The sequence below is a fragment of the Planctobacterium sp. R6 genome, from assembly GCF_055755215.1.
Genome location: NZ_JBVTQY010000055.1, coordinates 1 through 21788 on the forward strand (window position 1 = coordinate 1; position 21788 = coordinate 21788).

At 47.0% G+C, this 21788-nt stretch carries 16 protein-coding genes, 1 tRNA gene and 1 pseudogene; 2 read left to right on the forward strand and 16 right to left on the reverse strand.

Features of this window, described 5'->3' with window-relative positions; translation table 11 throughout:
* The 4 genes and pseudogenes from AC0J20_RS21360 to rpsL all read right to left on the reverse strand — a co-directional run.
* A pseudogene (locus AC0J20_RS21360) lies at window positions 1–77 on the reverse strand (GTP-binding protein); the annotation flags it as partial.
* A gap of 80 nt (window positions 78–157) precedes the next feature.
* The gene (fusA, locus tag AC0J20_RS21365) at window positions 158–2260 is read right to left on the reverse strand and encodes an elongation factor G (RefSeq protein WP_473023301.1); all 2103 of its coding nucleotides are present in this window, start codon (window positions 2258–2260) and stop codon (window positions 158–160) included.
* 241 nt (window positions 2261–2501) lie between these two features.
* On the reverse strand, window positions 2502–2972 hold the full coding sequence (rpsG, locus tag AC0J20_RS21370) for a 30S ribosomal protein S7 (RefSeq protein ID WP_229531340.1): 471 nt from the start codon (window positions 2970–2972) through the stop codon (window positions 2502–2504).
* Between the two features lie 73 nt (window positions 2973–3045).
* Entirely contained in the window at window positions 3046–3420 is a 375-nt protein-coding gene (gene rpsL / locus AC0J20_RS21375; RefSeq protein WP_229531339.1) for a 30S ribosomal protein S12, read from the reverse strand.
* 324 nt (window positions 3421–3744) lie between these two features.
* Between rpsL and AC0J20_RS21380 the strand changes: the two genes are divergently transcribed.
* Window positions 3745–4482 (forward strand): tellurite resistance TerB family protein, encoded by a 738-nt coding sequence (locus AC0J20_RS21380; protein WP_473023302.1) that lies wholly within the window; start codon window positions 3745–3747, stop codon window positions 4480–4482.
* 65 nt (window positions 4483–4547) lie between these two features.
* Here the strand turns inward: AC0J20_RS21380 and rpoC are convergent, their stop codons facing one another.
* From rpoC to AC0J20_RS21425, 9 genes are all read right to left on the reverse strand, one after another.
* A complete protein-coding gene (rpoC, locus tag AC0J20_RS21385; RefSeq protein ID WP_473023303.1) occupies window positions 4548–8732 on the reverse strand; it encodes a DNA-directed RNA polymerase subunit beta' in 4185 nt (1394 codons plus the stop codon).
* Window positions 8733–8823: 91 nt separating this feature from the next.
* Window positions 8824–12852: a DNA-directed RNA polymerase subunit beta gene (gene rpoB / locus AC0J20_RS21390; protein ID WP_473023309.1), complete on the reverse strand. Its 4029-nt coding sequence runs from the start codon at window positions 12850–12852 to the stop codon at window positions 8824–8826.
* Window positions 12853–13109: 257 nt separating this feature from the next.
* Window positions 13110–13484 carry a 50S ribosomal protein L7/L12 gene (gene rplL / locus AC0J20_RS21395; RefSeq protein ID WP_229531336.1) on the reverse strand — a complete coding sequence of 125 codons (375 nt, stop codon included), beginning with the start codon at window positions 13482–13484 and terminating at the stop codon, window positions 13110–13112.
* A 61-nt stretch (window positions 13485–13545) separates the two neighbouring features.
* Complete coding sequence (gene rplJ / locus AC0J20_RS21400) at window positions 13546–14073, reverse strand: 50S ribosomal protein L10 (RefSeq protein ID WP_229531335.1); 528 nt, start codon at window positions 14071–14073, stop codon at window positions 13546–13548.
* Window positions 14074–14352: 279 nt separating this feature from the next.
* Window positions 14353–15048: a 50S ribosomal protein L1 gene (gene rplA, locus AC0J20_RS21405; RefSeq protein WP_229531334.1), complete on the reverse strand. Its 696-nt coding sequence runs from the start codon at window positions 15046–15048 to the stop codon at window positions 14353–14355.
* A gap of 3 nt (window positions 15049–15051) precedes the next feature.
* Window positions 15052–15480 (reverse strand): 50S ribosomal protein L11, encoded by a 429-nt coding sequence (gene rplK / locus AC0J20_RS21410; RefSeq protein WP_229531333.1) that lies wholly within the window; start codon window positions 15478–15480, stop codon window positions 15052–15054.
* Window positions 15481–15823: 343 nt separating this feature from the next.
* The gene (nusG, locus tag AC0J20_RS21415; RefSeq protein WP_229531332.1) at window positions 15824–16366 is read right to left on the reverse strand and encodes a transcription termination/antitermination protein NusG; all 543 of its coding nucleotides are present in this window, start codon (window positions 16364–16366) and stop codon (window positions 15824–15826) included.
* A gap of 2 nt (window positions 16367–16368) precedes the next feature.
* Complete coding sequence (secE, locus tag AC0J20_RS21420; protein WP_473023304.1) at window positions 16369–16746, reverse strand: preprotein translocase subunit SecE; 378 nt, start codon at window positions 16744–16746, stop codon at window positions 16369–16371.
* 49 nt (window positions 16747–16795) lie between these two features.
* A tRNA-Trp gene (locus AC0J20_RS21425) sits at window positions 16796–16872 on the reverse strand.
* A gap of 252 nt (window positions 16873–17124) precedes the next feature.
* On the opposite strand from AC0J20_RS21425, the gene AC0J20_RS21430 reads away from it, so the two are divergent.
* Window positions 17125–18429 carry an inosine/guanosine kinase gene (locus tag AC0J20_RS21430; protein ID WP_473023305.1) on the forward strand — a complete coding sequence of 435 codons (1305 nt, stop codon included), beginning with the start codon at window positions 17125–17127 and terminating at the stop codon, window positions 18427–18429.
* Window positions 18430–18457: 28 nt separating this feature from the next.
* Here the strand turns inward: AC0J20_RS21430 and AC0J20_RS21435 are convergent, their stop codons facing one another.
* The 3 genes from AC0J20_RS21435 to AC0J20_RS21445 are packed head-to-tail and all read right to left on the reverse strand — an operon-like array spanning window position 18458 to window position 21601.
* Window positions 18458–19183 carry a hypothetical protein gene (locus AC0J20_RS21435; protein ID WP_473023306.1) on the reverse strand — a complete coding sequence of 242 codons (726 nt, stop codon included), beginning with the start codon at window positions 19181–19183 and terminating at the stop codon, window positions 18458–18460.
* Window positions 19173–19757 carry a sigma-70 family RNA polymerase sigma factor gene (locus AC0J20_RS21440; RefSeq protein WP_473023307.1) on the reverse strand — a complete coding sequence of 195 codons (585 nt, stop codon included), beginning with the start codon at window positions 19755–19757 and terminating at the stop codon, window positions 19173–19175. Before AC0J20_RS21440 ends, AC0J20_RS21435 begins: the two co-directional genes overlap by 11 nt.
* Window positions 19758–19810: 53 nt before the next feature.
* Window positions 19811–21601, reverse strand: coding sequence for a vWA domain-containing protein (locus tag AC0J20_RS21445; RefSeq protein WP_473023308.1), 1791 nt, complete (start codon window positions 21599–21601; stop codon window positions 19811–19813).
* Window positions 21602–21788: the final 187 nt, after the last annotated feature.

Sequence of the window (21788 nt, forward strand, 5' to 3'; positions counted from 1 at the left end):
GTTTTACCGTGGTCAACGTGGCCGATTGTACCAACGTTTACGTGCGGTTTCGTACGTTCAAACTTTTCTTTTGCCATTGTTCTCTATTTCCTAAATATTTAAAAAGTCCGGTCACAAACCTCTCATCAGAGATGGGTGAATTCCGGACCGAACTTACTTAATTTCTTGCCTCAATAATGCTTTGAGCAACATTATTAGGGGCTTCTGCATAGTTGTGGAACTCCATGGAATATGAAGCTCGTCCTTGCGTCGCAGACCGCAAATCTGTGGCATAACCAAACATTTCCGACAACGGAACTTTGGCGCGTATAATCTTAATACCGCCAATACCATCTTCCATGCCTTCGATGACACCACGACGACGATTCAGATCGCCAACTACATCTCCCATCCAATCTTCGGGAGTTGTAACTTCAACCTTCATCATGGGTTCAAGCAAAACCGGATTAGCTTCAGAGCAACCCTGTTTAAAGCCCATCGAACCCGCTATCTTAAAGGCCATTTCTGAAGAGTCAACATCATGATAAGAACCATCGAATAATGTCACCTTAACGTCGAGTACCGGATAACCCGCCAGGACGCCAAATTGCATCTGTTCTTCACAGCCTTTATCTACTGCAGGAATAAATTCTTTTGGAACCGTACCACCTACAATCTCGTTGACAAATTCATAGCCTTTGCCCTCTTCCTGAGGCTCTACGCGCAGCCAGACATGGCCATATTGGCCGCGTCCACCAGACTGACGTACAAATTTACCTTCTACTTCCACAGATTTGCGAATGGTCTCGCGGTAGGCAACCTGGGGTTTACCCACGTTACATTCCACTTTAAATTCGCGCTTCATGCGGTCGATGATGATGTCGAGGTGCAATTCTCCCATACCGGAAATAATTGTCTGACCTGACTCCTCATCGGTTTTAACCCTAAAGGACGGATCTTCCGCTGCCAGTTTACCTAATGCTACAGACATTTTTTCCTGGTCAGCTTTGGATTTTGGTTCTACCGCAATAGAGATAACAGGCTCAGGGAATTCCATGCGCTCCAGGGTGATCACGTGATTCGGATCACACAGGGTGTCACCAGTAGTAACATCTTTTAAGCCGATTGCGGCTGCGATGTCCCCTGCCCGCACTTCTTTTAACTCTGCGCGGTCTTTGGCATGCATCTGTACGATACGACCAAAACGTTCTTTTTTGCCTTTAACCGGGTTGTATACGGCATCACCGGTGTTCACTACACCTGAATAGCAACGGAAAAAGGTCAGCGTGCCCACAAAGGGGTCTGTAGCGATTTTAAAGGCCAATGCGGAGAAAGGCTCTTTGTCATCAGCGTGACGCTCGTCATGGGATTCATCAGCATCATCTTTGTGGCCCTGAATAGCAGGGACATCAACCGGCGATGGTAAATACTCAATAACCGCGTCCAGAACCGCCTGTACGCCTTTATTTTTAAAAGCGGAACCACAAGTGGCTAACACAATTTCGTTGTTCAGTGTGCGTTTGCGAAGCCCTGCGCGAATGTCCTCTTCGCTCAGGTCACCTTCTTCAAGATATTTTTCCATCAACTCGTCATTAGCTTCGGCCGCAGCTTCCACCATTTCTAAACGCATCACTTCAGCTTTATCCTGAAGATCTGCCGGAATATCTTCGTATTCAAAGGTCATCCCCTGATCCGCTTCATTCCAGTTGATGGCTTTCATCTTGATAAGGTCGATAACACCCTTAAAGTGTTCTTCGGCACCGATATTTAACTGAATAGGTACACAGGTCGCACCAAGACGCTTGCGAATTTGCTGTACGACACGTTCAAAGTCAGCACCGGCACGATCCATTTTATTCACGAAAACCATACGAGGTACGTGATATTTGTTTGCCTGACGCCAAACCGTTTCCGACTGAGGCTCTACACCCGATGAACCACAGAACACCACCACAGCACCATCAAGTACTCGCAACGAACGCTCAACTTCGATTGTAAAGTCAACGTGTCCCGGTGTATCAATGATATTTATACGGTGCTGATCGTATTGCGCCTGCATTCCTTTCCAGAAACAGGTAGTCGCAGCGGAGGTAATGGTGATACCGCGTTCTTGCTCTTGTTCCATCCAGTCCATGGTAGCGGCACCATCGTGCACTTCACCAATTTTGTGGGACAAGCCGGTATAGAATAAAACCCGTTCGGTTGTGGTCGTTTTTCCCGCGTCCACGTGAGCAACGATACCGATATTGCGGTACAGCTCAATGGGAGTTGTACGAGCCATAGTGTCCTCTCAGTTAAAGGAAATTCTGTGTAGGTGGACCTTAAGTCCAACCGTGCCGGATATCCAGTTAGGTCAGGTTAATCCGACCGTGCTGAAAAACCCGTTCACTTTGTCGGATACATTCCGTCCTACAATCTTTTTTCAATTTAAGCACAATTTCCACACGCCTAAATTGAAGACGGAGAGGGCGACCCTCTCCGTGAATACCAAATTAATTTGGAATTTAACTACTGTCAGCAGATTACCAACGGTAGTGTGCGAACGCTTTGTTCGCTTCAGCCATACGGTGAACGTCTTCACGTTTCTTAACCGCAGAACCTTTATTGTCTGACGCATCCGCCATTTCAGCAGCAAGGCGTAACGCCATAGATTTTTCACCACGCTTACGAGCAGCTTCAACCATCCAACGCATACCCAAAGCGTTGCGACGTACAGGGCGTACTTCAACCGGTACCTGGTAGGTAGAACCACCAACACGGCGAGATTTAACCTCTACGTTAGGACGGATGTTGTCCAGAGCAGCTTCGAAAATATCCAGGTGATCTTTACCTGTTTTTTCAGCAGCAGCATCCAGTGCACCGTAAACGATTTTTTCAGCAGTTGATTTTTTGCCGTCTAGCATAACAACATTAATGAATTTAGCTAACAGCTGTGATCCGAACTTAGGATCAGGTAGGATTTTACGTTGTCCTACGACTCTTCTTCTTGGCATCTTAATTCTCCGAATTGATTCAGGATTATCCCAAAACGTTAATACTTAGTTTGGCCTTACTAACGGAGAACCGTTAAGACTTGGGCCTTTTCGTTCCGTACTTAGAACGGGCTTGCTTACGGTCGTTAACACCTGCACAGTCAAGCGTACCGCGAACTGTGTGATAACGAACACCTGGTAGATCTTTAACACGACCACCACGGATTAATACAACACTGTGTTCCTGAAGGTTGTGACCTTCACCACCGATGTATGAACTTACTTCGAAACCGTTAGTCAGACGTACACGACATACTTTACGCAACGCTGAGTTAGGCTTCTTAGGGGTAGTAGTATATACACGCGTACATACACCACGACGTTGTGGACAAGCTTCCAGTGCTGCTACGTTGCTTTTCACAACTTTTTTAGCACGGGGCTTGCGCACCAGTTGGTTAACTGTTGCCATTCTAGCTCCTAAAAATTAAACAAAAAATTTGGTTCTTTCTGCCAGGCAGTCTGAACCCACTGCTGATTTTGCTGCTTTAGCCCGAAAATTCAGGCTTTTTAATGAAAAATCCGCGCCCATTAGGGAATTACCCCAAAATGAGGTCGCGGAATTCTATAGATCTGTCGCCTAAGTGTCAACTATTTAAGCAATTCGGGGGAAGTTTAACCGTACCTCGACATTAACCTGAATAGAAAGCAGAAATTCTCTGTGACACTTTTCCCACCAGTTTGCGCTATAAATAAGTTAGCCTGAGTATATCGACAGTAAAAGTGGATAGTAATCATGAAAGACTTACAGAAAATGTTGGGCGGCTTAAGCAAAAGCGGTTTTATGTCCGGTATGGCCGGTGGTGCTTTAAGTGGCGTTGTCACTAATCTCGCTATGGGGAAAAAATCAAAAAAAATGGGCAAGAGTGCCTTGAAAGTTGGCGCTCTGGCTGCCGTTGGAGGACTGGCATGGAAAGCTTATCAAAGTTACAGCCAGCAAAAATCTTCGGGACAAAACAGCAGGCAAGCCAACGATCCGTCCTATTACTACACGCCGCAACGACAGAGTAATTCAGAGCAACATACCTATTCTCGTCCAGAACCACGCACCTTTGATTACGGGCGAGTATCAGAAAACCGCTTTGATGAAATCATTGAAGACGAGAGTGCCGACGGTGGGCAAATGTTGTTGATGCAGGCGATGATTGCTGCCGCCTATGCGGATGGTCATATTGATAACGATGAACAGGCGCGTATCTTCAATCAGGTAGAACAGATGGAGCTATCAACGGCTGAGAAAGCCAGCTTATTTGACGAGCTGCGACGCCCCAAATCTATGGAACAAATTGTAGCCCGCGTACCCGATGCCGAGACCGGTGTGGAAGTTTATGCCGCATCCTTGTTAGCGATCGACGAGAGAATGTCAGTGTCAGAACAGTATCTTGATAACCTGGCGAAACACCTTTGCATCCCCAGAGAACTCAAGGCAGCCATTCACCAACAGGCCCATCAGGCAAGACTACAGGCGAGCTAGCCAAAAGTCCTGATCAACAGACACAAAAAAAGCGCCATCAGGCGCTTTTTTTAATTGAGTAGAGATTACTCTTCAGAGGCTGAGCTGTCTGCACCTAACACTTCAGCGTTTAACGCTTCGGTTAATGCGGCTTCTGCTTCTTCTGCAGAAACTGACAGATCTTCCATGGCATCCATCTTGTTAGCCAGGCGCTTCTTGTGATACGCCAAACCAGTACCGGCCGGGATCAGACGACCAACGATTACGTTTTCTTTCAGACCACGTAAATCATCTGTCTTACCTTGTACCGCAGCTTCAGTCAGTACGCGGGTTGTTTCCTGGAACGAGGCCGCGGAGATGAAGGATTCAGTAGACAGTGATGCCTTAGTGATACCCAACAATTGCAGTTCGTATTTAGCAGGGAATTTGCCTGCCTTTTCCAGTTCACGGTTTGCGATATTAACGGCAGAAACTTCACACTGCTCACCTTCCAGGAACATGCTGTCGCCTGGCTCAGTGATAATACATTTACGCAGCATCTGACGGATAACTACTTCAATGTGCTTATCGTTAATTTTTACACCCTGTAAGCGGTAAACTTCCTGAACCTCGTTCACGATGTAGTTAGACACCGCACTTACACCACGCAGGCGCAAGATATCGTGTGGAGACTCTGGACCGTCGGCAATAACTTCACCTTTTTCGATGTTCTCACCTTCAAATACGTTGATTTGACGCCATTTTGGAATCATCTCTTCGTAGTGATCACCATCTTTAGGTGTAATCGTCAGACGCTTCTTACCTTTGGTTTCTTTACCAAATCCGATAGTACCGGAAATCTCAGCAAGGATCGCTGGCTCTTTAGGCTTGCGAGCTTCGAACAGGTCAGCAACTCGTGGCAGACCACCCGTGATATCACGTGTCTTCGAGCTTTCCTGAGGAATACGCGCAATAGTGTCACCCACCTGAGCCGTTGCACCATCAGCAATATCGATAGTGGTAAAGCTTGGCAGACGAATTTCCTGCAGGCCCACTTCTTCAATTTCAAGAATCAGTTTAGGCTCTTTGGCGTTTGCCAAAGACAGGTCTTTAACTACGATACGTGACAGACCAGTCAGTTCGTCCTGCTGCATTTCTGTGTTGGAATCGTCAACATCAGAGAAGCTAACTTTGGCTTTACGCTCTACCACGATTGGGTGGGAGTGCGGATCCCAGTTAGCTACGATTGCACCAGACTCTACCGCTGCGCCGTCATCAACTGACAACTTAGCACCGTAAGGCAGTTTATAACGCTCTTTCTCACGACCGAACTCATCGATAACCGTCAGTTCAGTTGAACGAGAAACGATAACAATCTTGCCGTCTGTGTTCGTTACATATTTGGCGTTGTGCAGTTTCAGGTGACCATTGTTTTTGATCTGAACACTGTTTTCTGCAGACGCTCTTGATGCCGCACCACCGATGTGGAAGGTACGCATCGTTAACTGTGTACCTGGCTCACCGATTGACTGTGCAGCGATAACACCCACAGATTCACCAGCGCCAACCATATGACCACGAGCAAGGTCACGACCGTAACACTTAGCACAAACACCGAAGTCGTTTTCACAGGTGATTACCGAGCGAACGATAACCTGGTCAACCGAGTGAGACTCAAGGAAGTCTACCAGTTTCTCGTCAAGCAATACATTACGCTCAACCAGTACTTCACTAGTACCCGGCTTAAGCACGTCTTCTGCTACAACACGACCCAATACGCGTTCGCGTAGTGGTTCTACAACGTCACCACCTTCAATTAGCGGTTTCATTACGATACCGTCAAAGGTGCCACAGTCGTCGTTGTTGATAACAACGTCTTGCGCAACGTCAACCAGACGACGAGTCAGGTAACCCGAGTTCGCTGTCTTCAATGCCGTATCGGCCAAACCTTTACGTGCACCGTGGGTTGAGATGAAGTACTGAAGTACGTTCAGACCTTCACGGAAGTTAGCGGTAATTGGGGTTTCGATGATTGAGCCATCTGGCTTAGCCATCAGACCACGCATACCGGCCAACTGACGAATCTGAGCCGGGCTACCACGAGCACCGGAGTCCGCCATCATGTATACGGAGTTAAGTGAATCTTGCTTCTCCATCTCACCGTCGCGGTTTAAAACCTCTTCGGTAGACAGGTTGGTCATCATGGCTTTCGCTACGCGTTCGTTAGCGGCAGACCAGATATCGATTACTTTGTTGTAACGCTCACCAGCGGTTACCAAACCAGACTGGAACTGCTCCTGGATCTCAGTCACTTCAGCTTCAGCAGCATCGATGATTTCTGATTTTTCATCCGGGATAACCATGTCGTCGATACCGATAGACACACCAGATTTCATCGCGTAATGGAAACCAGTATACATAACCTGGTCAGCGGTGATTACTGTGTCTTTCAGACCTAAACGACGGTAGCAAGCATTCAATAATTTAGAAATTTGCTTCTTGCCCATTGGCTGATTAATCAGCTCAAATGGCATACCTTCTGGCAAAATGCCAAACAGGATGGCACGACCAACAGTGGTGTCGACAACTGACGTTCTTTCGTGTCTGTTACCGTCGATATCCACTTCAACTTCGGTCAAACGCACTTTAACGCGAGCGTGCAGTTCAGCTTCACCAGTACGGTAAGCTTTTTCCGCTTCTTCTTTGTTCGCGAATACCATGCCTTCGCCTTTAGCGTTAACACGGGCACGGGTCATGTAATACAGACCCAATACAACGTCCTGTGAAGGTACGATGATAGGTTCACCGTTTGCCGGAGACAGGATGTTGTTGGTAGACATCATCAGGGCACGTGATTCCAACTGAGCTTCGATAGTCAGTGGTACGTGTACCGCCATTTGGTCACCATCGAAGTCAGCGTTATAAGCCGCACACACCAGCGGGTGCAGTTGAATCGCTTTACCTTCGATAAGAATAGGTTCAAACGCCTGGATACCCAATCTGTGCAGTGTTGGTGCACGGTTAAGTAATACCGGGTGTTCGCGGATAACTTCGTCCAGAACGTCCCAGACTTCTGCCGCTTCGCGTTCAACCATTTTCTTAGCAGCTTTAATCGTAGTTGCTAAACCACGGCCTTCTAACTTGCCGTAGATAAAAGGTTTGAACAGCTCAAGTGCCATTTTCTTAGGCAGACCACACTGGTGCAAACGCAGAGTAGGACCAACTGTGATTACAGAACGGCCTGAGTAGTCAACACGCTTACCCAACAGGTTCTGACGGAAACGACCTTGCTTACCTTTGATCATGTCGGCCAAAGATTTCAGAGGACGCTTGTTAGAGCCAGTGATAGCACGACCGCGACGACCGTTATCTAATAAGGCGTCAACCGCTTCCTGAAGCATACGCTTTTCGTTGCGTACGATAATGTCAGGTGCAGCCAAATCTAACAGACGCTTAAGACGGTTGTTACGGTTGATTACACGACGGTATAAGTCGTTCAAATCAGACGTCGCAAAACGACCACCATCCAGCGGTACCAGAGGACGTAAATCTGGCGGCAGTACCGGCAGAACAGTCATGATCATCCACTCTGGCTTGTTGCCAGATTGCTGGAAGGATTCTAATAACTTAAGACGCTTGGTGATCTTCTTGCGCTTAGTTTCAGAGTTGATAGAAGGCAACTCTTCACGCATTGATGCGACATCGGCATCAACATCAAGTTCTTGCAACAAATCGAATACTGCTTCAGCACCCATTTTTGCTTCGAACTCATCACCGTGCTCTTCCAGCGCATCCAGGTACTCTTCTTCAGTCAGAAGCTGGCTGCGCTCTAATGTTGTCATACCAGGTTCGGTAACAACATAAGATTCAAAATAAAGTACACGCTCGATATCACGTAACGTCATATCCAGCATCAGGCCGATACGGCTCGGCAGTGATTTCAGGAACCAGATGTGTGCAACCGGGCTGGCCAATTCGATGTGACCCATGCGCTCACGACGCACTTTAGTGAGGGTAACTTCTACGCCACACTTCTCACAGATTACACCACGGTGCTTCAGACGCTTGTACTTACCGCACAAACATTCGTAGTCTTTAACCGGTCCAAAAATACGCGCACAAAACAAACCATCACGCTCTGGCTTGAAGGTACGGTAGTTAATCGTTTCGGGTTTTTTAACTTCCCCGTACGACCAGCTGCGGATCATGTCGGGCGAAGCCAGACCGATTCGAATCTGATCGAATTCTTCAGTTTTGTTTTGTTGCTTAAGAAACTTAAGTAAATCTTTCACGATTTTCTCCCAACGGAGTCACTTATTATTCGATGCCAGCGCCAATTTTAGTTGTAGCTGGCATCGCTACCTGTTCAGTCCAAAGCGGGACTTATTGCTCTTCCAGCTCGATGTTGATACCCAGAGAGCGGATTTCTTTCAACAATACGTTGAAGGATTCCGGCATACCAGGTTCCATACGGTGGTCGCCATCGACGATATTCTTATACATCTTAGTACGACCATTCACGTCATCGGACTTAACAGTCAACATTTCTTGCAGAGTATAAGCAGCACCGTATGCTTCCAGTGCCCACACTTCCATCTCACCGAAACGCTGACCACCGAACTGAGCTTTACCGCCCAACGGTTGCTGTGTAACCAGGCTGTAAGAACCAGTTGAACGAGCGTGCATTTTGTCGTCAACCAGGTGGTTCAGTTTCAGCATGTACATGTAACCCACAGTTACCGGACGCTCAAACTCCTGGCCAGTACGGCCATCTGACAGTTTAATTTGTCCGCTTTCCGGGATATCAGCCAGCGTCAATAATTCTTTGATTTCCGCTTCAGTTGCACCGTCGAATACCGGCGTTGCAATAGGTACACCTTTGCGCAGGTTGTCTGCCAAACGGATCACTTCATCATCAGTGAAAGACGCAATGTCCACTTCCTGACGATGTGTACCAGAGCTGTATACCTGAGTCAGGAATTCACGCAGTTTGGCGATTTCCTGTTGCTCTTTCAGCATGCGGTCAATCTTCACACCCAGGCCGCGAGCAGCCATACCCAAGTGAGTTTCCAGGATCTGACCCACGTTCATACGCGATGGTACACCCAGCGGGTTCAGTACGATATCTACTGGTTCGCCGTTTTCATCATATGGCATGTCTTCAACAGGCTGGATGGACGAGATAACACCTTTGTTACCGTGACGTCCAGCCATCTTATCGCCAGGCTGAATGTGACGTTTAACAGCCAGGTAAACCTTAACAATCTTAAGTACACCTGGCGCCAGGTCATCACCCTGAGTGATCTTGCGACGTTTGTTTTCGAACTTCTTATCGAAGTCGTCTTTAACGCCAGCATACTGTTCAGCAGCTTGATCCAATTCAGTCTGAGCATCGTCGTCACGCAACGGTAAATCGAACCACTTCTCACGCGGAGTACCGTTGAGTTTGTCTTCTGAAATGCCATTGGCTACCAGCAGGTTGCGGGCACGGGCGAAGATGCCGTCAGCCAGAATGCTGAACTCGTCACCCAGGTCTTTCTTAACCTGACGCAACTGCATGTCTTCAATTTCTAATGCGCGCTTGTCTTTTTCGACACCGTCACGGGTAAAGATTTGAACGTCAATTACGGTACCGTGAACAGAGTTAGGTACACGCAATGAGGTATCTTTAACGTCAGAGGCTTTTTCACCGAAAATAGCTCTTAACAGTTTTTCTTCCGGGGTAAGTTGCGTTTCACCTTTAGGTGTTACCTTACCTACCAGAATATCGCCGCCTTTAACTTCAGCGCCGATGTAAACAACACCAGATTCATCCAGCTTGCTCAGTGCAGATTCACCCACGTTTGGAATGTCTGAACTGATTTCTTCTGGCCCCAGCTTAGTATCACGAGCGATACAGCTAAGTTCCTGAATGTGGATGGTAGTGAAACGGTCTTCCTGAGCTACACGCTCAGAGATCAGGATGGAATCCTCGAAGTTATAACCGTTCCAGGGCATGAATGCGATACGCATGTTCTGGCCAAGGGCCAATTCACCCAGGTCAGTTGACGGACCGTCAGCCAATACATCACCCGCGACAACCGGCTCACCAACATTGACGGTTGGCTTCTGGTTGATACAGGTGTTCTGGTTAGAACGTGTGTATTTGGTCAGGTTGTAGATATCGATACCGGCTTCGCCTGCTACCATTTCGTTGTCGTTTACTTTTACAACGATTCGCGAGGCATCTACGTATTCGATATAACCGCCGCGCTTAGCAACTACAGTTACACCTGAGTCGATAGCTACGGTTTTTTCCATACCTGTACCTACCAGCGGCTTATCAGCACGTAAAGTAGGAACAGCCTGACGTTGCATGTTTGAACCCATCAATGCACGGTTGGCGTCATCGTGCTCAAGGAACGGGATAATGCTGGCAGCCACAGATACGATCTGTTGCGCTGACACGTCCATAAATTTAATGTCTTCTTTTGCCATCAAGGTGAATTCACCTTTGTAACGGCAAGGTACCAGGTCATCTGCCAGACGGTTGTTCTCGTCCAATTCCGCACTCGCCTGAGCGATTGGATAGTGACCTTCTTCAATAGCAGACAGGTATTCGATGTCTTCAGTTACTTCGCCGTCTACGATCTTACGATATGGGGTTTCCAGGAAACCGTAATCGTTAGTACGGGCATAGCTGGACAGCGAGTTGATCAAACCGATGTTTGGACCTTCCGGAGTTTCGATAGGACAAACACGACCGTAGTGTGTTGGGTGAACGTCTCGAACTTCGAAGCCGGCGCGCTCACGGGTCAAACCACCCGGGCCTAAGGCAGAAATACGACGCTTGTGCGTCACTTCTGACAGCGGGTTGTTTTGGTCCATGAACTGAGACAGCTGTGAAGAACCAAAGAATTCTTTAACCGCTGCAGAGATTGGCTTGGCGTTGATCAGGTCCTGTGGCATCACATTGTCCAGATCACCCAGGCTCAAACGTTCTTTAACAGCACGCTCAACACGAACCAGACCTACGCGGAACTGGTTTTCTGCCATTTCACCAACAGAACGGATACGACGGTTACCTAAGTGGTCGATATCATCGACGTCGTCTTTACCGTCACGGATGGCGATTAATTGCTGCATTACTGCAACGATATCGTCTTTATCCAGAGTACCTGAACCAGTCAGTTCGTCACGTCCTAAACGACGGTTGAACTTCATACGACCTACTGAAGACAGATCATAACGGTCATCAGTGAAGAACAGGTTGTCAAACAGCGCTTCTGCTGCGTCTTTTGTTGGTGGCTCACCAGGACGCATCATACGGTAGATTTCAACCAGGGCTTCTAAGCGGTTGGTTGAATTGTCGATACGCAGGGTATCCGACATGTAAGAACCGTGGTCTAACTCGTTGATATACAGAGTTTCAAACTCAGTAATACCTGCTTCATAGATAGCATTAAGGTTTTCAGCAGTCGCTTCATCGTTGGCATTAACGATAATTTCGCCAGTGCTTTCGTCGACAACGTTAGCAGCGAATACGCGGCCCAACAGGAATTCAACCGGGACTTCCAGTTCTGAAAGGCCCAGTTTTTCCATCTGACGTGTGTGACGAGCAGAAATACGACGGCTGGTTTCTACGATCACATTGCCTTCTTCATCTTTGATGTCGAAACGGGCAACTTCGCCACGCAGGCGATCAGGTACGATAGAAACTTTGAATACACCGTTATCCATGATAACAGTGTCTTTTTCGAAGAACAGACCCAGAATTTCTTCTGTGCCCATATCCATAGCGCGAAGAATGATAGACGCCGGTAGTTTACGACGACGGTCAATACGAACGAAAAGATTATCTTTTGGATCGAATTCAAAATCCAACCAGGAACCGCGGTAAGGGATAACGCGGGCGTTATACAATACTTTACCGGAGGAGTGCGTTTTACCTTTGTCGTGATCAAAGAACACACCTGGTGAACGATGTAGCTGAGAAACAATAACACGCTCAGTACCATTGATAACAAAGGTACCTGTGTCTGTCATGAGTGGAATTTCACCCATGTATACTTCTTGCTCTTTAATATCTTTTACTGTGCCTGGAGCTGCTTCTTTATCAAATAAGACAAGACGCAACTTAACACGAAGTGGTGCGGAGAATGTCACACCACGAATTTGACATTCTTTGACGTCAAATACCGGTTCGCCCAATCGATAACTTACATACTGCAACTCTGAATTGCCCGAATAACTTTTAATCGGAAATACAGAACGAAATGCAGCTTCCAAACCGTATTGACCTTCCGGATCGATCTCGATGAACTTACGGAAAGAGTCTAATTGTATGGAAAGTAGATAAGGTATTTCGAGTACCTGGGGGCGTTTACCAAAATCCTTGCGGATACGTTTCTTTTCGCTATAAGAGTAAACCATGGATTCCTCAGCCTGCTGATCTTTAACCCTGATATCTCTTGTAAGAGACATATATGTATTCAGCACCGTTTTACTTTTTTTCAATATCAGACCAATGAACAGTGCGAATGATTTATTGGTTTGATATTGATAGCTAAGCGCTTTGAGAGGATAGACACTAAACGGAGAACCTGCACTATCCTACAGCGCAAAAAGGCTGGTGCTCAAATAAGCACCAGCCTAAGCCTTTTCAGGCAGTAATTTCGTACAAGTACGAATTACTTAATTTCAACTTCTGCACCAGCGCCTTCAAGTTCGGCTTTAAGTGCTTCAGCTTCTTCCTTAGATACACCTTCTTTGATAGCTTTAGGAGCTGATTCAACAACTTCTTTAGCTTCTTTAAGGCCAAGGCCAGTCGCGCCGCGAACTGCTTTGATAACTGCAACTTTGTTACCACCGAAAGAAGTCAGAACTACGTCGAATTCAGTTTGTTCTTCAGCAGCTTCTGCAGCAGCAGCTGGACCTGCAGCTACAGCTACAGCTGCAGTTGCTTCTACGCCGAATTTTTCTTCAGCAGCTTCGATCAGTTCAACCAGTTCCATTACTGGCATTTCAGCGATCGCGTTTAAGATATCTTCTTTAGTTAGAGCCATTTCTCTAAACTCCTGGGTTTAAAAATTTAAAACAAATCAATGAATTAAGAAACTGTTTTTTTTATTCAGCTTCTTTTTTCTCTTTAATAGCCGTCAATACGCGGGCAAACTTGCTTGGTACTTCGTTAATAGTCTGTACAAACTTGCCAACAGGCGCTTTGAAGGTAGCAAGTAATTTCGCCAACGCTTCGTCGCGTGTTGGTAACGCTGCAACTGCTTCCAGTTTTTCTGGACCCAGTAGACCACTACCGATTGATAACGCTGTTACGTTCAACTTGTCATTCTTTTTAGAGAAATCTTTGAACAAACGCGCTGCACCACCTGGCGCATCCAAAGAAAAGCCATAAATCAGAGGGCCTTTCAGTGCATCATCCATTCCTGCGAACTTGCCTTCAGCCAGAGCACGCTTTGCCAGAGTGTTACGAATAACACGCAGGTATACGCCTTGCTCACGAGCTTGAACGCGAAGTTCAGTCAGGTCTGCAACTTCCATTCCGCGATATTCAGCGACGGCAACGGATAGAGCGCGAGCTGCAACGTCAGTTACTTCCGCTACAATCTCTTTTTTTGCTTCTAAGCCTAGTGCCACTGAGATCACCTTTTAGTTGTCTGAGAATTGCTTCTCAGGTTTCACAGATTAATGGAGCATCACTTGCGCTTCTCTCCACCTTTCTACGGTGTTCTTTAGTCCCAGAGAGTCTGAGTGAACCACCGTCTGCGTAGGCATTCATTAAACGCTGTATTCAGCGTACCTACGGTCTAGGACGGGAGCCTGCCTTTCTGTTTACCAGAGCAGCAAACTCCAACCCAATTTTTTACTTCGGTGCTAATTCTGCTGAATTAACTCTCGCACCTGTCAAGGAATGTCTTATTGAGACAAAGAGCCTTGATCTAAAGTCAGACCTGCGCCCATAGTGGTGCTCAGGCTAACTTTCTTAATATAGGTACCTTTAGCAGAAGAAGGCTTAGCTTTCTTAAGCGCTTCTAACAGAGCTTCAAGGTTTTCCTGGATTTGATTAGCTTCAAAAGCAATCTTACCAATGCTGGCGTGAATGATACCATTCTTATCGTTTCTGTAACGTACCTGACCCGCTTTTGCATTCTTAACTGCAGTAGCAACATCAGGAGTAACAGTACCAGTCTTAGGGTTAGGCATCAGGCCACGTGGACCTAAGATTTGGCCTAACTGACCAACAACGCGCATTGCATCCGGAGAAGCAACCACTACGTCGAAGTTCATTTCGCCTTTTTTAACCTGCTCAGCAAGGTCGTCCATACCAACGATGTCAGCACCCGCTTCTTTAGCAGCTTCAGCGTTTGCACCTTGAGTAAATACTGCAACGCGAACTTCTTTACCAGTACCGTTAGGCAGTACAGTTGCACCGCGAACGTTTTGGTCAGATTTACGAGCATCGATACCCAGGTTAACAGCAACATCAATGCTTTCAGCAAATTTAGCTGTTGCTAATTCTTTCAACAAAGCTACCGCTTCGTTGATTTCGTATTCTTTACCGGCGTCTACTTTTTCGCGAACCAGACGAGCGCGTTTTGTTAACTTAGCCATGGATTATTCCTCTACCGTCAGACCCATACTGCGGGCAGAGCCAGCAATAGTACGTACAGCTGCGTCCATATCGGCAGCAGTCAGATCAGGTTCTTTAGTTTTAGCAATTTCTTCCAATTGAGCGCGCGTCACTTTACCCACTTTTTCAGTGTTAGGACGACCAGAACCACTCTTGATGCCAGCAGCTTTCTTCAACAAGAAAGACGCAGGTGGAGTTTTTGTTTCAAACGTGAAAGAACGGTCTTCGTATACAAAGATTTCAACCGGAACCGGAGCACCTTTTTCCATGCTCTCAGTTTTTGCGTTGAACGCTTTACAGAATTCCATGATGTTAACACCATGTTGACCTAGTGCAGGACCAACTGGTGGACTTGGGTTTGCGGCACCCGCAGCTACTTGTAGCTTGATAATGCCTGTAACTTTCTTAGCCATTACTCTCTTCTCTTATTTATGGGTTAAACGCCTCGCAAATACAGAAGAATATTCGCTTCAACGGCTCCCCGCCTACAAAAAGGCCGCAGATTATATTTTAATCTACGACCTCTGACAACCATTAATTTGGTTTTTGTTTAATTTTAGGTTCAGTTTTAACCGGACAATGTTCTTTGGTTTGAGTAACCATGGCGAACCGGAACTTCCTTCACCTAATCTAAAAAAATTCACATTCCACCAGAGAGGTTTAAACCATCCCTGGTGAGGGCTTCCAGCCAGACGTCCACTTGTCTGGCGTTCGGCGCTGAATTAGCTCTAGGTATTCGCTAATTCCGGGCGCGCCTCACCCCTTCTCAACCTGGCCAAATTCCAGTTCTACCGGAGTAGAACGACCAAAGATAAGAACCGATACTTTCAGGCGGCTTTTCTCGTAGTCCACTTCTTCGACAACACCGTTGAAGTCTGCGAAAGGACCATCGGTAACACGTACCACTTCGCCTGGCTCGAACAAAGTTTTGGGCTTTGGCTTGTCAACAGATTCTTGCAGTCTGTTCAGAATAGCGTCTGCTTCGCGCTTAGTGATAGGCGCAGGACGATCTGAAGTACCACCGATGAATCCAAGCACACGAGGAATGCTTTTAACCAGGTGCCAGCTGTCGTCGTTCATTTCCATTTCAACTAATACATAGCCTGGGAAGAACTTACGCTCACTTTTGCGCTTTTGACCGGCACGCATTTCTACCACTTCTTCGGTAGGCACCAGAATTTCACCGAAATACTGCTCCATCTCGTGCATTTTGATATGTTCTTCAAGGGTTTTCTTGACGCGGCCTTCGTAGCCAGAAAACGCCTGAACCACATACCATCTTTTTACGCCTTCAGACATGCTTACGCTCCTATACTAGTCAGTAAGCCAACGACCCGAACGATAATTCCGTCAAGGCCCCAAAGCAGCAATGCCATAACAACAGTTGCAGCCAGTACAATCATAGTCGTTTGTGTCGCTTCCTGACGGGAAGGCCAAACTACCTTGCGTACTTCGGTTCTGGATTCTTTGGCGAAGTTTACAAAGTTACTTCCTTTTACCGTACTGGCAGCCACCAGCAAAGCAATAATAACCGCAACGACCACACCAATGGCACGGTACAATACGGAAAGTTCACCAAAGTAGTAATTACCACCTACTGCGGCAGCCAAAAGTAAAATGGCAACACCCCATTTTAGGCTGTCCATCGCACCAGACTGATTAACTGCGTTATCACTCATTGTCTAACCTGTTATCTCAAACTCAACCCACATGGATTGACATTAAATGTGGCAGGGGTGGAGGGACTCGAACCCCCAACCATCGGTTTTGGAGACCGCTGTTCTACCAATTGGAACTACACCCCTGTAGCAGCAGTGCAAACACTACTGTTTACTCTAAAATAGTTACACTCGCCTTGATATTTTATGAAAGCTTATCGGGAGATAAAGGATTCAGAAGTAAGGCGGGAGCGGTATTATACTGATTGTCACTAGTCTTACAAGCTTTAATATAAGCAGACTTTTGGGTTGAGGCATACGATATAAAATAATTCGTCACTGCTGGCTCAGATTGATATACTGCGCGCTTGTTTAAATTTAATGTAATCTTTGTTTTCTATGAAATTCCCCGGCCGTCGCAAACACAAACACTACTTTCCGGTTCAGGACAAAAACACCTTAATTGGTCAATTTGATAAAGCACAGCCCCTAAAACACAGTTATATAGTGGGTATCGATCAGGTGCTGGTAGACATCGAAGCCAAAGTCTCTGACGAATTTTTTGCAAAGTACGCTTTACACCGGGGCATGTCGCAACTGATAGACGACGAGATCACCGAAGCATTGTATCAGGAGTTAAAAGACGACAAACTGGTTAATTACGAGTTTGCCGGTGGCACCATAGGTAACACGCTTCACAACTATTCGGTGCTTGCCGATGACCGCTCTGTGTTGTTGGGCGTTATGTCAGAAAACATCAAAATTGGCAGTTATTCCTACAAGTTTATCAGTAACAATTCCAGCCGGGTGGACCTCAATTACCTGCAACCGGTTGATGGCCCTATCGGTCGCTGCTTTACCCTTATCGACAGCACAGGCGAACGTACCTTTGCTATCAGTCCGGGCAAAATTAATCAGTTACGTCCGGAAAGTATCAATCAGAATTTGATCCAAAACGCCTCAGCGCTGGTTATTTCTGCATACCTGATGCGCACTAATCCGGGCGACACCATGACAGAGGCGACACTCAAAGCCGTAGACTACGCGAATCAGGCTGGTGTTCCGGTGGTTTTAACCCTGGGCACTAAATTCCTGATAGAACAGGACCCCACCTGGTGGCAGGAATTTGTCAAGAATCACGTCGATATCCTCACCATGAACGAAGAAGAAGCGGAAGCTATCACAGGGATCAAAAATCCGTTGCTGGCGGCAGATAAAGCTCTGGACTGGGTCGATATGGTGATGTGTACCGCAGGCCCTGTGGGCCTTTATATGGCGGGACATGTTGACAAGAAATACCTTAGGGAAACAGAACAGCAACTTATAGATGCTGAAATCGCAGAATTTAACCGTTACGAATATTCCCGTCCGATGCGTCTTCAGGATTGTGAAGAACCCGTTAAAGTATACAGCTATATCCCCCCCTACATGGGCGGCCCGGATAAAATCATGAACACCAATGGTGCCGGTGATGGAGCATTAGCGGCAGTGCTACATGACATTTGCGCCAACGAGTATCACAAACTCAATGTGGAAAGATCCAGCAAGCACGAGCAACCGGCCATCACCTATTCGTCTCTGTCTCAAATCAGCAAATACGCCAACCGCGTCAGCTACGAAGTACTGGCACAGCACTCCCCTCGCCTGAGTAAAGGCCTGCCGGAGCGTGAAGAAGTACTGGACTTAGCTTACTGGGCCACGTAATTTTATCCGTCATAAGCGGTAGTAATTGTTATTCAATGGCAGGCCCGGTAGTGGCGGTACAATCCGTTACCTGGCTGGCCAGATGGGTATAATGCTTTTCAAAGCCAGGCATGGCAGACACATTTTTCAGCGCCGGCGATTCAGCTACCAGTTTTTCAAGTGGGGTATTGCTGTTTATAGCTGTCACTAACGCTTGTTGTGTCTGGCGATCCAGGCCCTGAATATATTTGCCTAACGACGAGTCACTCAGGGGATTAGCGCCATCCAGTGAATACCGGCATTCAGGTTTGACTGCATGGTCGGCCATTTTTAATAAACTATTGGCGCTCATCGAAGATTGTTGCAGCGGTTCTGCTTTCCCCCTGGCTCTGGCTTTACTTTCGGGTACATCAACAGCTTGCTCTGCGAAAACGCCGGTCAATGGCTGTTGCCCATCGGCTACAGACTTTTCACGGGTTGCCACAGGTGCCAACACCTCAGCAGTGCTATCGGGGGCGATTTCATGAACGCTTTCCGGAGTAAAGTTCTGCCATTGCGACAAGAAAATCACCGAGACCAGCATGACCGATGCAGCCACAGATAACCAACGATAATGCTGGCTCATCAATGGTCTGGGTTTACCGTTACTGGCAATACGTTGTTTAGCGAAATTCAAAATCGTCTCATCAGTGGTGTTCGAAGGCGACTTTTTGTCTAATTGCCGGTAGCGTTCAGAGATGTCCTGTTCCGGGTTGTTGTCATTTTCATTGCTCATCATCATCTCCCAGTTTTAAACTCAAACATTGACGTAATCCGATGTAGGCTGCACGCAACCTGGATTTTGCAGCTTCCAGGGTAACCCCCGTCACCTGAGCCACATCGGCCTGAGTTAAATTAGCCTCCTCCTTGAGTAAAAACGATTCCAGCTGTGTTTTGGGTAATTGTTTCAGGCAATGTTGCAATGCCATTTTCTGACGCTTTTGTTCCAGTCCGGCCATTGCATCTGATGTCCCGACGGCCTCTTCCTGTTCGGGTTCTGCCGTAATGACCTGAGATACAACCGCCAAATGACGGAACTTATCAATCAGCAAACGTCGGGCAATTTGGTATAGCCAGGTGGTGAATTTGGCCTCCTGCTTAAACTGCCTGATATTGCTGATCACTTTGATCCACAATTCCTGCATCAAATCTTCAGCGGTTGCAGCGTCCTTAACCTGTCGCAAAATAAACCGAAAACTGCCGCCTTTATGCCTTGCATACAAGGTTTCAAAGGCGGAAAACTCGCCACTAATATAGGCAGCGACAAGCTGACTGTCATCTTGGCTGGCGTATTGTTGTTTCAAGTTCACTCACAATCCCTTTCTGTCCCGGTGTTCACCAATGTACCCTTATCCCATAAAAACTAAGATTCGACCACTTCTACCGTTGTGGTTTTCTCCTGCCTGAGCTGGCTGGAATGCTGCAATAACAACCAGTTTTCCATCATGCGAATAAACTCTGCCCGGTATCCCTGTTCATCATCGCCTTTGGCCAATTTCGCCTGCTCGATCAGGGTTTGCGCATCTTCCACACTGACAAACTTTGAACCTTTCAGCATTTGCCCCAGGCCTGCAACACTATGCGCAAACTGAAAGCTACTGTCGGTCTCGTGAAAGTTTAGCATTTGCTCCAGGTGCACCACCTGCTCCAACTTTTGGCTGACTTCACCGTCGGGCGCTTTATAACGCAGTTTCACCAGAGCGATTTCATCCTGCCTACTGTCTGTTGTGGACGGCGCATTGCGCTGGTCATTCTGATAACGCAATGTATCAACGTCGTATTGTCCGGCCGTTTTAAGTGTTAACTCATAGAGGGCCGTCACCTGATGCCCGGCACCAATGTCACCGGCATCCACTTTGTCATTATTGAAATCTTCTTTGTTCAACGCCCGGTTTTCATATCCAATGAGACGGTATTCATGCACGGTATTCGGGTTGAATTCCACCTGGATTTTCACATCTTTGGCAATCACCTGCAGGGTTCCGGTTAACTGTTCCACCAGCACTTTTCTGGCTTCGTTGATATTGTCAATATAGGCGGCATTGCCATTGCCTTTATCCGCCAGTTGTTCAGTAAGATGATCGTTATAGTTTCCGCGACCAAACCCCAGCACCGATAAGTTCACTCCCGTTTTTCGTTGTTTTTCGATAAGTTGCATTAATTCATCATGGTCTGTTGTGCCCACATTGAAGTCACCATCAGTGGCCAACAATACCCGGTTAACACCTTCCGCTTTAAAGGCCTTTTTCGCCATCTGATAAGCTAACTGAATGCCCCCCGAGCCATTGGTGGAGCCACCGGCCTGCAATTTATCTAGTGCCTGGCTAATAGCCAGCTTATCATCGCCCGATGTTGGCTCTAACACGACGCCCGATGCACCGGCATAAACCACAATCGATACACTGTCGCGGTTATCCAGTTGATTAACCAGCATTTGCAAAGCACGCTTCAACAAAGGCAATTTATCGTCCGCGGACATGGAACCCGATACATCCAGTAAAAACACCAGGTTGGCGGGAGCCCGTTGCTCAGCAGTGATTGTTTTTCCCGAAAGTGCCACACGCAGCAGGTGTTTATTTGGGTTTAACGGGCTTGCGGCAAACCGGGTATCCAGGTGAAAAGGCACGTCGCCTTGTGGTTGTGGATAGTGGTAGTCGAAGTAATTCAACATCTCTTCGATTCTAACGGCATCAGCGGGAGGAGAAATCCCCTGCTCAAGCATTCGACGAATATTGCTGTAACTGGCGGTATCTACATCAACTGAAAAGGTGGACAAGGGTTGCTCCGCTACTGTCCATACCCCATTCTCGGGATAGTGTTGGTAATTTTCCCGCTGAGGCAAAGACACGGAGGCATCGGCCATCATCCCGGACACCAAAGCGGGTCGAACAGCTGATTTTATGCGCTGATACTGCCGGGCTTGTGGCTGTTCCATTCTGACCAGTACCTGATGTTCGACCATCTCATGTGTGTTGACGGCAGCATCCTGTGACTTTTCAGTTGGCCCCGCTTTGTTTTCCAGCAAGATAACCTGCTGTGTTGTATCTTCTGATTCTTTTTCAGAACTGGAACATCCGGATAACAAGAGGGTTACGGTAATAGCCAGACAAGATAAAGCGGGAAAATTCTTTGAAGATTTTGCAGTGTATTGCATATCAGCACCTGTGTTTTGTAACGATTGATACCAGTACTGACGGATGAGTTTTTAAAAAGGGTTTTATTTTTTTGTGTTTTAATACAAAAGGCGACACCTGGTGGTGTCGCCTCAGACTGTTGAAAAAGGCCTGGACGCAGATCCAGGCCTTTGATCTAATAGGCATATAGAAATTGGAGATTTCAAT